General features: G+C 43.7%; 8 protein-coding genes and 3 pseudogenes. 2 read left to right on the top strand and 9 right to left on the bottom strand.

Annotation, left to right across the window (positions count from 1 at the left end):
• Nucleotides 1–238: 238 nt before the first annotated feature.
• The 4 genes and pseudogenes from F4V61_RS09500 to F4V61_RS09515 form a co-directional block, all read right to left on the bottom strand.
• Nucleotides 239–493, bottom strand: a pseudogene (locus F4V61_RS09500) (transposase); the annotation flags it as partial.
• Between the two features lie 204 nt (nt 494–697).
• A complete protein-coding gene (locus F4V61_RS09505) occupies nt 698–1,921 on the bottom strand; it encodes an RHS repeat-associated core domain-containing protein (RefSeq protein WP_058346002.1) in 1,224 nt (407 codons plus the stop codon).
• Nucleotides 1,922–1,976: 55 nt separating this feature from the next.
• A complete protein-coding gene (locus F4V61_RS09510; RefSeq protein ID WP_080160935.1) occupies nt 1,977–5,873 on the bottom strand; it encodes an RHS repeat protein in 3,897 nt (1,298 codons plus the stop codon).
• Nucleotides 5,874–5,941: 68 nt separating this feature from the next.
• Nucleotides 5,942–7,105: a hypothetical protein gene (locus F4V61_RS09515; RefSeq protein WP_058820769.1), complete on the bottom strand. Its 1,164-nt coding sequence runs from the start codon at nt 7,103–7,105 to the stop codon at nt 5,942–5,944.
• 339 nt (nt 7,106–7,444) lie between these two features.
• On the opposite strand from F4V61_RS09515, the pseudogene F4V61_RS09520 reads away from it, so the two are divergent.
• Nucleotides 7,445–7,687, top strand: a pseudogene (locus F4V61_RS09520) (IS3 family transposase); the annotation flags it as partial.
• Between the two features lie 13 nt (nt 7,688–7,700).
• Here F4V61_RS09520 and F4V61_RS22655 read toward each other — a convergent pair.
• The 4 genes and pseudogenes from F4V61_RS22655 to ripC all read right to left on the bottom strand — a co-directional run bounded on the left by F4V61_RS22655 (nt 7,701) and on the right by ripC (nt 10,939).
• Nucleotides 7,701–8,132, bottom strand: a pseudogene (locus F4V61_RS22655) (VOC family protein).
• A 63-nt stretch (nt 8,133–8,195) separates the two neighbouring features.
• Nucleotides 8,196–9,521 (bottom strand): itaconate CoA-transferase RipA/Ict, encoded by a 1,326-nt coding sequence (gene ripA, locus F4V61_RS09530; RefSeq protein ID WP_000982328.1) that lies wholly within the window; start codon nt 9,519–9,521, stop codon nt 8,196–8,198.
• A gap of 24 nt (nt 9,522–9,545) precedes the next feature.
• The gene (gene ripB, locus F4V61_RS09535; protein ID WP_024132124.1) at nt 9,546–10,073 is read right to left on the bottom strand and encodes a (R)-specific enoyl-CoA hydratase RipB/Ich; all 528 of its coding nucleotides are present in this window, start codon (nt 10,071–10,073) and stop codon (nt 9,546–9,548) included.
• A 23-nt stretch (nt 10,074–10,096) separates the two neighbouring features.
• Nucleotides 10,097–10,939 carry an itaconate degradation C-C-lyase RipC gene (ripC, locus tag F4V61_RS09540; protein ID WP_000065514.1) on the bottom strand — a complete coding sequence of 281 codons (843 nt, stop codon included), beginning with the start codon at nt 10,937–10,939 and terminating at the stop codon, nt 10,097–10,099.
• A 90-nt stretch (nt 10,940–11,029) separates the two neighbouring features.
• Between ripC and ripR the strand changes: the two genes are divergently transcribed.
• A complete protein-coding gene (gene ripR / locus F4V61_RS09545; RefSeq protein ID WP_079798886.1) occupies nt 11,030–11,908 on the top strand; it encodes an itaconate degradation transcriptional regulator RipR in 879 nt (292 codons plus the stop codon).
• A 35-nt stretch (nt 11,909–11,943) separates the two neighbouring features.
• On the opposite strand, the gene F4V61_RS09550 is transcribed toward ripR, so the two are convergent.
• A complete protein-coding gene (locus tag F4V61_RS09550) occupies nt 11,944–13,683 on the bottom strand; it encodes an arylsulfatase (RefSeq protein ID WP_038397635.1) in 1,740 nt (579 codons plus the stop codon).
• Nucleotides 13,684–13,700: the final 17 nt, after the last annotated feature.

Consider the following 13,700-nt stretch of genomic DNA (forward strand, 5'->3'; position numbering starts at 1 on the left):
TTTTTCATGGAAATCTCCTTGCTCATTTTTCGATGAACGAAGTAGGGGACGACGGAGAAATCACCTTCCTGAACGGGAACAAAGTCACCACTGTCGGATCCGCCACAGTCCCTGAACCATGTTTTTTTACGGGGTCATACCACCAAAAGGCCGACGGCTGCTTCCTTCGCTAAATTAGCCTGCCAACTTTTCCGGGGAGTTTCTGAGACTCAGGACGGGGTTTCCCCCATGGACAGTTTTTTAATATTTCATTCTCCATTTCAATGCGTTGTAGCTTTTTCCTCAGCTCACGAATTTCGATTTGTTCTGGTGTCATCGGAGAGGCTTTTGGTGTTTTGCCCTGCCGCGCATCACGCAGTTGTTTGACCCATCTTGTCATTGTGGAAAGGCCGGCATCCATAGCTTTGGCGGCATCTGCCACCGTGTAGTTCTGGTCAACAACCAGTTGAGCGGATTTGCGTTTAAACTCTGCGCTGAAATTTCTTTTTTTCATTGGAGCACCTGTGTTGTTCTGAGGTGAGCATATCACCTCTGTTCAGGTGGCCAAATTCAGTGTGCCACTTAATTTCACCTCCAGTACATACTTTCCAATTAACGTCTGACTCGAATATAGTGATTTATCAAATCGAAAATTGAAATATGTGTCATTCCTTATTATTTTAATCCCATTGGTATGACACATAATTTATAGCTTTCCTTAAAGAGTGGGGACTTTAGGGAAAAATGAACGTCGATTAGGCTTATGCCCCCCTAAAAATAGTCGGCGGGGATCATACATACGATAGCCTGCTTTTATTTTATAATTGGCATATTCCAGCCTTTCAAGTCCTTGCGACCGTGTAATATGGGTAGAATACGCATAAACTTCTCTGCCTGTGGCGTCCGCCAGAGCCTGAGCGGCGCCCCTTTTTGCATAGCAGCTAATCAGGTGAATAGGCTTGTTTCTTTTATCTGGATCCGCGAGATTAATGCCTAAATCATCTCGCATGGCCTCTACCAATTCTGCAGGTGTCAGAAGCATATATTTGAGATTTGCTTTAGACCGAGTATATTTTATTTCCGTACCAAAAAAGCGATGAACCGATAATTCTACTTCACCATAACTGACAAGCAGGCTCCCTTTTGACGTACCATGAAGTAACAAGGCTTCTTCACCTATATCCCTGAAGTTATCACTGTAACCATAGGTGCCTTTCAATCTGTAGCGGCCAGCCGAATCCATTTTTTTGGAAAATTCATAATACATTGGCTTACAACCGTAGGAATGTAAGGCTAATTGATTTTTATTGCCGGCAATCAGCTCATGTAAGCCTGACAGAAGTTTATACTGGTGCTGGAAGAGTTTTTTTGCTCCTGTCAGCGCATCCGGCAGACCAAGACCAAACGAAGCCCAGCCCAGCCTGGCCGCCATCTGGGGATCTTTGTTTGCCATAATTGCAGCGCTTAAGCCAGTAGAAACAGAAGCCAGGCGTTCAAGGTGTGTTTCCACTTTCCCTGCTATTCTTAATGCCTTGAGCATACCTTTGGCCATTGTACCATCCAGAAGAATGCGCAGGCCGATACGCATACCAGCTCCCAAAAGCCATGTCAGGGGGCCATGCCCACTCGGATCGGTCTGGTTGACGGGGTCGCCATTACAGTAAGCGTAGGCGTTAATCCCGCCCTCGCCGAACGGGCTTTCATTATCAGGACAGGTAAAACGGCGCAGAAAGGGGCTGTATGCGCGATAACCGTTCCCGAGGTGAGAAGCGCTGGTCAGCGGATCCTGCCGCTCGCCGTTAAAACCGGGTAGACTGCGGGACGCGCCGGTACGGGGGGTACAACCACCATAAGGACCCCAACTGAACATTGTTACGGTATTACTTTGCAGCGACAGCAACGGACTGCCGTGCATATCAGTACCAGCTAATTGAAATGCCATTTTTTTTCTCCCTTAACAGTACCGCTGACAAAACAGTACTGTTCTGTTTAATATATTATTTAGCGTCGTCATTAACGCCAATAATTCCCATGGCGCCAGAAACCAAGCGTGTATGTTTATTTGAATGCGTATCCATTTCGCTGATTATTCCATCGTCCAGATAATACAGCGCAGTATTTTTACCCTGATTAGAGATTTGCTTTATAATTTTATTATCTGAATCATAGCCATAATAACTTTCCTCATCATCACTCAATACCTGGACTAATCGTCCAGTACTATCATAATGTAGGGTCCGACCCGCTTCATCTTTTGTCATTCGTCCGTTATGGTCATACTCCAGCTTATAGCTGGCTGGATAATGGCTATGTAACGAATGCGTTACCGTGATAAGTTGGCAAGGATCGTCTGGATTCGTAAATTCATATATTGCGGTATCTTTCAATCCTCCAACTAGCGTCGTAACACAGCAGGTAATATTATTATAATCATCTAAAGTGAAATCTTGTTGCGCAATAGCATTATTATACGCATCGACTACAGGAGATGAACCTTCACAGTAATAATGTATCAGGCGATTACATTCGTCATATTCAAAATTTTCAGTACGAATTACATTTAAGCCAACAGCAGTTACACGCGTTTTTAACTGATTGTTTGGATAATAATTCTGGGTGATTTTCATTACCTCGCCGGAAGATGAAGTTATTTTCCGGGTATGTTCACGGCTGAAATCATCCAGTCCAAGCTCAATAATAATTTCATCTGAATAGCCTGTAGATTTTTGGTAATACAGTCTACCAACATCATCATAGCGCACGGTAGAAGTAACATCTGGGTCAGTTTTAGTTAAATAGCGACCATAATTATCGTAAGCAATATTAACGATATTATTGGAGATATCCCTGTAAGTCATAGTCATACCCATTAATGACCATGATCGCTCCATTTCAACCATCGGTATATCACTATCTGTTATTTTCTCTGATTTAGCCAGGCCAGAGGGATAATATTTGAATTGCGTTGAACGACTTCCCGTTTCAGAACTTTCCAATAAAGCACCTGTAATATTATCGTAGGAGAAGGATTGCATAAAATCGGGGCCCACAATGGTATCAGGTACGCTATGAAGCTCAGGGATCCACGTATGAGTAATCCTTTGGCCCATCGCATCCATGGTGGTATCTGGCGTGTCATTTGCCCCAGTATAGGTCGCGCTACTGACACGCCCACCAGAGGATATTGCCGTCAGACGTCCTAAGCCATCATAAGTTTGGCTACCCACCTGTACACCATTTAACGCAATGGTGACTGGATAATTTTCAGGAGTGTATGAAGCGTAGGTCCACTCAATTAGAGCTTTATTAGGCAGTCGCTTAGACAGCATGCGATCAAACTCATCGTAGGTTAACGCCGTAACATATCCAGATGTATCGATGAATTTACGAAGGCGCCCTAAACCATCGTACTCAGACCGAGTAATAGCATAATCCGTATCGTTTTTATCGCGAATAATTTGCCTGATAGCATTTCCCTGGACATCATATTCAGTTTTCGTTGACCCCAGCACTAATTTACCATTTTCTGATCTTGTCTGACTAATATCACAACGACGTACAGGATCGTGGCTATCAATGTCCTGACGGCCATAAGATAAAGTTGTTAAATAATTCCCCCCCCAATTATCGTAGCTATATTGTGTAGTGACAGAGTATTCGTTCAACTCCTTATGTACATCTCTGGAATAATCTTTATTAATTTCGCTATGCTTACGCCCACGATCATCCCACTTAATAGATTTTACTTCATAAAATGCATCAGGTTGATCGAAGTCAGCAGCATTTTTAAACTCAGAATAAATTCTGCCCGCGCCATCAAAAAAATAAACCTCAATCATACCGGTGTTTAAATTCTTTATCTGAGTAGATATTTCCGTAATCTCGCCATTATCATTTTTGAGTAAATTATAAGTAAATTCTTTTATGTTTTCATATTTCGATTGAGGATTACATATAATTCTAGTGATACGCCCTAGTGAGTCATAGAAAAATTTCTCCTGATTACCCGCTCTGTTCGTATAGGATTGCATCCTTCCCGTATAAGCAGAGCGAATAACCGTTGTTGATGCTTTTAAATTATCATATGTCGTCAGCGTTTCCGAGCATGTTGTGCTAGTATTAGTATATGACCAGGCAAAAGTATTCGTTTTAGTAAAACTTTTTCCATTGACATCAAAAACACTAATTGCATTTTTTCTCTTACGGCCGAAATGAATTGACTTCTTATCCGTAAAATACTCTGATTTTTGCTGCATCAGAATATGAATTCTATCACCGATGATATCACTGCTTTTTAGCGTCTCCATGTCGGGAATAATGGCATAGGTGACCGGCATATCTTCCAGGACCTCAGAAGATTGGTAGCGATAAAGCTGCGTTCGAACCGGAACATCTTCATAATCGTGAAGAATAGGTGGCGTAGTCGTTTTACTTTTCAGCCAGTGGGTAAATCCCCAGGGATCTGCGGGACAACCGCTCTGACCATCTATACTATCTTCTTCCCCTTGGGCCGGATAATAACTGGATGAAATAACAGTACTTTCGTTAGTGACTTCACCACGTTCATCACAAAGCGAAATTTGTCGACATAAATTTCCAAAGGTGTCGTATTCAAACCCAGTCCGTTGAGTAAAGGATTCTTTAGCCCGGTTAATCCAAGTTTCGGTTTGTATTCTTGGTGATTGGAATTGTGCAGGGAGATCGTTATATGGCTTATAAGGATAGTCATCAACATAGTATTTGACTTCAATCAGGTGAGTCGTATCACCTTCAGTCGTCTTAACTGACTTCTGCAAATGAAAATTATTATAAGTATAAACAGTTCTGATTTCGCTATTACCATCAGTTGCAGGCTGAGTAACGATAGTCTGGTAAGTATACTTAGGATCGAAAATATCATACATGAAGTCACTGTCAGGTGACCAACCGCTACCTAAATTATAATCATAACCCAGGTAATTTTTAAAAGGGCTGGCAGCGTCGTTGTTGCTATCAGTAGCAAAATAATTTGTAATCATATCTCGCTGTCCCAGACCCGGGGACACAATGAGCTGTGTCACTGCCGGGAGTGGAGATAAATTTGCAGCCTGAGGAAAGTGGATTAATCCTTTCTTCTGACCATAGTTATAGATTGCTCTTTTAATCAACCCCGTAGGGGTTTTAACCTTAACGAGCGTTTGAACGCCGTCCCCCATTCCCACGTCCTGATAATACAATTCCCATGGGAATTGGCGCCCGAGCAGGGTATGGGTAATTTTTGTAAGATAATTATTCGTTGTATACAGTATAACTGTAAATGTCTCTGCAGTATCAGGATAGAGTGTTATTTCCGTACTGCCATTACCAGTTGGGTAAAAAAGCGAACACAAAGTAGTATTGCTATCGTCAGTAATCGAAGAAAGGACAAAACCTGAGTTTGAATTTTTCCAGTGAAGAGTGAGAGAGTGCCCTAGCGCAGAAACAATTTTTACTGGAAAAAAAATACCATTTTGTAAATGGTCCTTAAGATAAGTAATATTACCATTTTTATCAACTACTTGATATTCATACATGGTCTTTTTTTTAAAAATGACAGAGGGGATTTTTTGCTGGAGCAAGATCGGCTGAGAGCCATTATCCCTGACTTTATAACTTTCTCCGCTACTTAGTACAAGACTACCATTAGGTTTATCATAGACTGTAAAGCCATAGCTAAAACCGTTCCCGATTGCCCAAGCGTTGCTTATGTCTGAGTTATTATAATTTAGGGCTATTTCCAGCTCCGGCCCCATGCCTTGATTACCATTTAACGTAGCAAGGGTAAAGTTAAAACCAAATGCGCGTGTACGGGTATCAACATCTGCCGTTCCATGGCTCGTGAAATTAGGCGTTTGGGTATAGTAATGCTTGTTCATATTATTCCTTAAATAAAACCGGAATCTATTAATAGATTCCGGATAGGCTAACTTTTAATTAAAAGAGATTAACTTACGCCGTTTAACACTGGAATAAGCTTATGATCATCGACATATTTATAATGAAGATCAATGATAATTTTATTGCCAAACTGATCGTGAAGAGTAAGTCCCCCTGTTAAAGGTGAGTGACCAGTAATAGCATCGTGGCGATTTATATCAACTTGAGCGGCAAGTAAGGCAATCTCATGAGGACGCTGATTATAATCATAACGCACACAGATAGTATCAACATTGCCTATATCATATTTATATACATCGGAAATTGTCTTTTCACCTAAACCGTGTATAAATGCCGGACAAAAGACGCTGGCAGTATACATCCACATAGGCGCCTGGCTTTGATCGTATCCATAGGCAAGATTCTGGATACTACCATAGACACCCTGCTGGGGGCCGTAGTTCAAATCCACAATGTGGAAATAGCTGTCAGCTATAGTTAAATGATAAAGATAAAGCGTGGCATCATCCAGTTTATAGCCTTTATAATCTGAAAATACATGGTGGGGAGAAACAGAGTCTTTTTCTAGCGTTACTGTAGTTTTACCCGAACCTTTTAAACCATATTCTTTTTCAGCAAACATGGTAACTTTTACATAATCTTTGATTGAATAATCACCCTGGCTTGACATATCATAGATAAAGGAACCATCACTATTTTTATAGCTAATTTTCGCTGAAACCTCTTCTGAACTAACATTTGGGTTGATAGTCTTGTTGCTAGATAAGTAATATTTAAACTGATATTGGAAATTTGAGTTGTTAATTTTTTGTGCGTTAACATGACTGGGATCATAAACAGAAATATAATCGCCTGCATCCCCTTCAACTAAAAATTTCAGGGCATCCCCATCACTATTATCTATCAATGATATTGCGCTTTTAACTTCTTCCAGCGTAGGCCCCGCTTTAGATGTTTCATAGAGCGCTAACGATACACCAACAGTAATGAGTATCTGATGATTATCGTTTACAAACAGAAATGCCTCATCACCATCGCTTGAAGAGCATGATTCAGCCCAAATCTGAATTTTAGAAAGGCCTGCAACGTTTTCCCATGACATAAAATTATTCCTTTTTTCAGTTTGAAGAACTTTATTTGCGTTCCGACAAGAAAAATTATTCACCGCAACAAGACCTAAAGCAAATAAATAAAGTTTAAAAAAAATCATTTTTTTTTCATCGCGGTAGCATTGATAAATGATTATTTTTATTTATCTTTTTGCTATTTGATATGATAATCTAATTATCTTTAGTGACTTTGATGATTAGTGTAAAAAATATAAATGAGGCGTGTGTAAGATAGATTATCCAGGAGGGAAGCTCAAATGTTTGATGGCGTGAGCTCTTCACGGGAAACAGTGCCAGGCTAAACGGGAATACCCAGTCTTTTCTCCACGTTACCGGGAGGTATATCCGCTATGAAAAAGACCGGCTATACCAAAGAACCGATAGCGTTTGTACTGAAACAGGCCGAAACTTGGCCCCCTCGTCGGGGAAGTCTGCAGACGAAGCAGCATAATCTGCGCGGGAATAAGTGTGCCAGAGGCAACTGCTATGATATCTCCTGCGCAGAAAGGTGCTTTCACTCGCTGAGGGTAGAAGGCCTCCACGGAGAGCACTTTGCCAGCCGCGAAATAATGCGGGTCACGGTATTCAACAATTATATCGGATGTAATTACAATCGCTGGCGATGCCAGAGTGCCTGTGGTGATCTTAGTCCGGAACAGTTTGAAAACCAGAACCCCGCTTAGGGCTGTGTCCACGTCACATGGGTAGAACCAATCCCGACAGAACGAAAACCGGGTCTGGCCTCCGTAAGAAGTAAGCTTTGACATTAAATATATCAATTAAATTTCTATCAGGGCTCCTGATGTAGATAGATACTATCTCGCCTGTGGCTCCAGTTCTATCAACAGGACCTTCAACAATGGGAATACCTACCTATAAGATCTCAGACACAACGTCATTTATTGGTATTGATCTAATAAAATATAAATTGGCAGATCCCAGGGTTAGTCTTCTCGCTTTTTGATCGAATTCTATCCTCATTTTATGGAGGCTAATTTTTTGTGTTCAAAATATTAATGCTTTTCTGTTTTGTTTAAACGTTACCGAAGAAAAGCCAAGTACCTCTTCGTAAAATATTATTGTAGTTGATATACCAGATACAGTTAATACGAGGTAATCAATTATCATTTACATAGACTCCTGATATTTATATTTTGGGATACTACATTAAAAAATAGTATTAACCTACTTTTAAATCAGATGCATTTTTTTTGCATCTACTCTAAGTTGTTGACGAAAATTGGGATGCGCCAATTCAATGATCCTGAGTGCACGCTCAGTTGAAGAGAGCCCCTTCAAGTTTACGGCGCCAAATTCAGTAACTACCCAGTGTGTATCAGTCCGCGGAGTTGTTACAGGTCCCTCAAGGCGGGGAACAATACGAGAAATAGTATCATTCGCAGCCGTTGAGCGTGTCGTAATAATGGAGCGGCCACCTTTAGACGCATATGCGCCTCTGACAAAATCCAATTGCCCTCCTGAAGCGCTGTACTGATGCCCAAACAAATGTTCAGAGTTGCAGGCACCGGTGAGATCGATTTGTAAGGTGGCATTGATGGAGACAACATTCTCATTTTGCGCAATGATCCTCGGATCGTTAACATAATCGACAGGCCGACTAAAAAAAGAGGGGTTATCATTGAGATAGTCATACATATCCTTTTGGCCCATAGCAAAAGTAAAAACAGACATTCCCCTGTCAATATTTTTACGCTGGTTGGTGACGACGCCTTGTTGAATCAAACTTACCAGTCCCGGATTCAGTGCCTCTGTATGTACCCCCAGATCATTATGTTCCTTGAGCGCGTTACAGATGAGCTCCGGTAATGCGCCGACCCCCATCTGGAGACAAGCGCCATCTGGCACGAGAGAAGCGATAATCTGACTGATAGCAATATCCTCAGCTACGGCGGTACGTACTGGTAGTTCAATTAAAGGCTCATGGTTTTCAACGATGGCGTCAACTTCTGAAATATGGATTACAGCACCTTCGCCATAAACACGCGGCATATATTGGTTAACTTCGACAATAAGCTTTTTAGCTGACCTCGCAACCCGAGTAGAATAGTCGTTACCCGTTCCGAAAGTAAAATACCCGTATTTATCCATGGGGGACACGGTGTGAATAAAAGTATCAATACCAATATCATCTGCCAGTAATCGCGGTGCCTGATGAAAATTTGAAGGAACATAGTTAACTATTTTGCGCCCGGCCCTCTCAATCCCCTGACGTATTAAATCCCGCTCGATACCAGTAATAAACATACTGTAGAGATGAATATAGTCACTTAACTCATAACGGAAAATGGTATCCCCAGCAATTTTGGCTGTTTCGTAACAGTAAACCCGCAGATCGTTGACTTCTCCCCTTTCCGCTCGCTTTGCCAGCGCATTCAGCAAAGCTGGCGGCTCTGCTGCAAACATTCCCATAGAGAGGTGACTGCCAGAGGTAATTAAAGTAACCGCCTCGTCAGGCGTCACGCATTTTTCGGCATACGCTGCATTAACATTCATCATAACTCTAAACCTCAGTGCGATTTCTCAATAAGCAGCGTCTTCTTCAGGCGAGCATCCACGGCAATAAACTAACATTGTTCGTTCGAAGTGCATGACCTCTACGCCATCCTGGTTAATACCACACGTCCGAACAGTAACGATGCCTTGTCCCGGACGGCTATTTGACAGGCGTTTGCCGAGTACTGTGCTTTCAGCATAAAGAGTATCCCCTGCGAAAACCGGATGGACGGCTTGTACCTTATCCCAGCCAAGATTAGCCACGACTTTGGCACTGACGGTACGCACGCTCATACCGGTTAGAAGCGCCAGAGTGAACGTTGAATCAACCAGTAACTTTTTCCATTCCGTTTTACTGGCGTAAGCTGCATCGAAATGGACCGGCTGTACATTAAGAGTAAGCAGGGTGAACCACACATTATCGGCGTCTAGTACCGTACGACCGGGACGATGTTCAAAAACATCACCGGGATAAAAATCCTCCCAGTAAAGACCCGAAATTTCTCGGTAGCGCCCCTCGCTAATGGCTTTATAAGCAGGTAATAACGTTTTCATAATCAGTTTCTCTATTAATGAAATCAAGAAAAGATTCCTGCCCGGGCGAGTAATTGCCGGGCATGACGGGCTACGGCTTCATCTATCATCATGCCGTTAACGATCCCGACGCCTTTGCTATTCTCTGTCAGTACTTCACGAGCATGATTAATTTCTGCTGCTGTAGGGGTAAAGGCTGTGTTGATTGCGCTAATCTGAGCGGGATGAATAGCCGATTTTGCAGAAAAACCGAAGCTGAGCGCCTGCAGAGTTTCATCATTCAGACCTGAAAAATCGCCTACCTTAAAGAAGGGAGCATCTATTGCAAGAAGCCCCTTCATAGCACAGGCGGCCACTATCCTGGCCCGAACAAGAGCAAGAGGCTCCCAGGCGAGTGTGGCACCAATATCGGCCGCCATATCTGCGGCGCCAAACATCAACCCGCAGAGTCTGGGGGTGGCGCCCGCAATAGATTCTACGGCATTAAGCCCGGCAACTGACTCAATAATGCCGATAAGGCGAGTATCAGAACCAGCCATCATGATAAGACTATCAAGTATCTGCAGGTGTGCTGCTGACTCTGTTTTCGGAAGAATAATGTAATCAGGAAAAAGACGGCATTCCAGTAACATATGCAGGTCTTCAATGCCAGCATGAGTATTCATTCCATTAATTCTTAATGCTATTTTTCGCGATGAATTTGGTCTGGATAAAAGGAACTGCATCGCGTTTTTCCGGGCCTGCGCCTTGTCATTCGGGGCGACTGAATCTTCAAGATCGATAATAGAAATGTCCGCCCCGCTTTCAGCTGCTTTAATGAAACGTTCGGGTCGAATTGCTGGAGTAAAAAGCCAGCTACGTGTCTGAGTATTAGGAATATTGGACATATTGCACCTCCTAAAATCTCACTATGCGCTCGCCAGTCTCATTCGTCCAATATATGATAGTGACGTTCTTAATTGCTTTTGGAGATGAAGATGGAGCTGCGCCATATTCGCTATTTTCTTGCCGTCGCTGAAGAACGGCATTTCACGCGGGCTGCGACAAAATTAGGTATAGGTCAACCGCCGCTGAGCCAACAAATTAAGGATCTGGAAAGAGAGCTGGGAGCGCAACTGTTCCGAAGAATGCCTCATGGAGCGGAATTAACCGAGGCAGGAAGAGCATTTTATGATGTTGTTAAAGAGATGCCTGTTACCGCGTCAAGAGCCGCGCTGGCGGCGCAGCGAGTTGCCCGGGGGGAATCGGGCGTGTTAAGGGTGGGTTTTACTGCCTCTGCGGCATTTAATAGTGTGGTGCCTGGTGCAATCCGTACTTTCAAGCGGGCTTATCCTGACGTTCGTTTGCAGCTTGAGGAAGGAAATACAACCCGACTGGCTGATGGATTGAATGAAGGATCGCTGGATGTTGCCTTTCTGAGACCCGATTTCAAAGGCAACGAACGTTTCCAGCTCAGGTTACTTTCTGAAGAGCCGATGGTTATTGTGCTGGCAGAAACGCATCCTGCGGCGGCATGTGACCAGATTGCACTCTCTACTCTCAAGGATGAGTTTTTTTTACTCTTCCCACGTGAAATCGGCCTGTCGCTTTATGACTCAGTGATCGGGGCCTGCGGTAAGGCGGGTTTTGAACCGAAAATTAGTCAATTTGTGCCACAAATTTCTTCAGTCATTAACCTTGTTTCGGCTGAAATGGGGGTATCAATGGTTCCAGATTCAATGAGACAGGTTAAGGTCAAGGGAGTAGTATACCGCCCCGTTGCTGACCAGATGCCCGTCGCAAAGCTGGCTCTGGCATACCGGCGCGGCGATACATCGCCAACGTTAAGAAACTTCATCCTGAAAGTCACTGGCTGAATGCGGCTACGTGATATTTGCAATGTGATCAATAACTACTGTCCCGATTTTGTATTTAAAGGAATAACTAACGGAGCAGGAACTGGCTGCAATGTATGTGGATCGACGGCCAGATAACGTCCGGTTTTACTGTCGATACCCACATAATCGATAAGCTTGCCTTTGGCATAAAGAACCATTGTTTGTTTTGCAAATGCCTCATAGGCACTGCTCAGTATTTTCACTTTATCCGGATAATCTGCTGCAAGATTATGCGTTTCCAGAGGGTCACGTTGCAGGTTGAATAATTCCCATGGCGCATAACCTGCCCGTGGGAATAGCGTGACAAGTCGACGCAATTTCCATTTTCCATCTATCCAAGCCGCCTGATTATGAAGTTCAACACCATATTGCGTGCGAGGCGCATTCAGACTTTCACCAGTCAGATAGCGTTTAAAACTCACGCCGGTCATTGGCAGTGCCGGTCTTTTAGATAAAGGTTTACTGGCATCAATACCTGCAAATTCATATAACGTGGGCGCGACGTCATATGCCGCCATAGTAGCGTGATCTATGGCGCCATTATGTATGATACCGGGGCCGGAAATCATAAAACTGGTGTTAATTCCCCCCTGGCCGCTGGTCGTTTTGTGATAGCGGCCATAAGGCGCATTACTGACATCAGCCCAGTGCGGGCCATAAGAGATAAATGAATTTTTACGACCAATATTTTCGTAACGGTTATCAAATTGCTTCCAAAAATCCGCTTCAGATTCATAGTGAAAACCCTCTGCCGGATTCACACCATTATCGCTTAAGAAGACCAGAATCGTGTTTTTATCGCGCCCGGTCTTTTTTAATGTATCGATAACAGTACCGATCTGTGCATCCATATTGGCGATCATAGCAGCGTAAACCTGCATCACCTTTGCCATGTATTTCTGCTGTTCCGGGGTCATCGCCTGCCATTCTTTATCAAGTTCCAGTCCCGGCAAAGGTATGTCATCACGCAGAAAACCCAGTTTCTTCAGACGAGCAATACGCTGACGATAGACGGCTGCATAGCCCTGTTCATACTGACTTTTAAAACGGCTAACCCATTCATCCGGCGCCTGCAGGGGATCATGCGGCGCGGTAAAGGCCAACCACGCGAAGATAGGTTGTTCCCGTGGCGTCTTGCTGATCCAGCGATTAAGCTGGCTGGCATAAGCTTCGCTGGAGTAAAAATTGGAGGGCAGTGAAACGCGCTGGTTGTCACGGGTGTAATAAGTATGAAATATCTCAACGGTCCCCAGCGGCACGGCATCATCAAAGTGACTGGCGCCTCCCCCCATCAAAGCGAAAGAATGACGAAAGCCCCGGTCCTTTGGCGTCGAACCAGGCGTAAAGCCGAGATGCCATTTACCCGCCATCAGCGTATTGTAACCGGCATCTTTAAAGCGTTCAGCCATGGTAGTGACCCGATCCGTCAGGCGCAGTTCATAGCCTTCCTTACCCAGGGTGTTTTCATACCACCACATACCGCCCATACCAGCTTGCTGACTGGTATTCCCGGTTAATAACATAGCACGGGCGGGAGCAGACATGGGAGACGTGTAATATTGACTCATCCGCACGCCGTTCTCGGCCATCGCCTGCAAATTAGGCGTTGGGATTTCCCCGCCGAAAGGACTGATATCAGAATATCCCATATCATCAGCGATAATCACAATAATATCAGGGCGCTCGTTTTGCGTACTGTACGCCGTAGCGGAGAAGATAATGCTGAGTGTGGCAAGAGTCGCTTGTTTCTTCACGGCTTATTCTCCATTTC

The sequence above is a fragment of the Salmonella enterica subsp. arizonae genome (assembly GCF_008692845.1).
GTDB classification, from domain to species: domain Bacteria; phylum Pseudomonadota; class Gammaproteobacteria; order Enterobacterales; family Enterobacteriaceae; genus Salmonella; species Salmonella arizonae.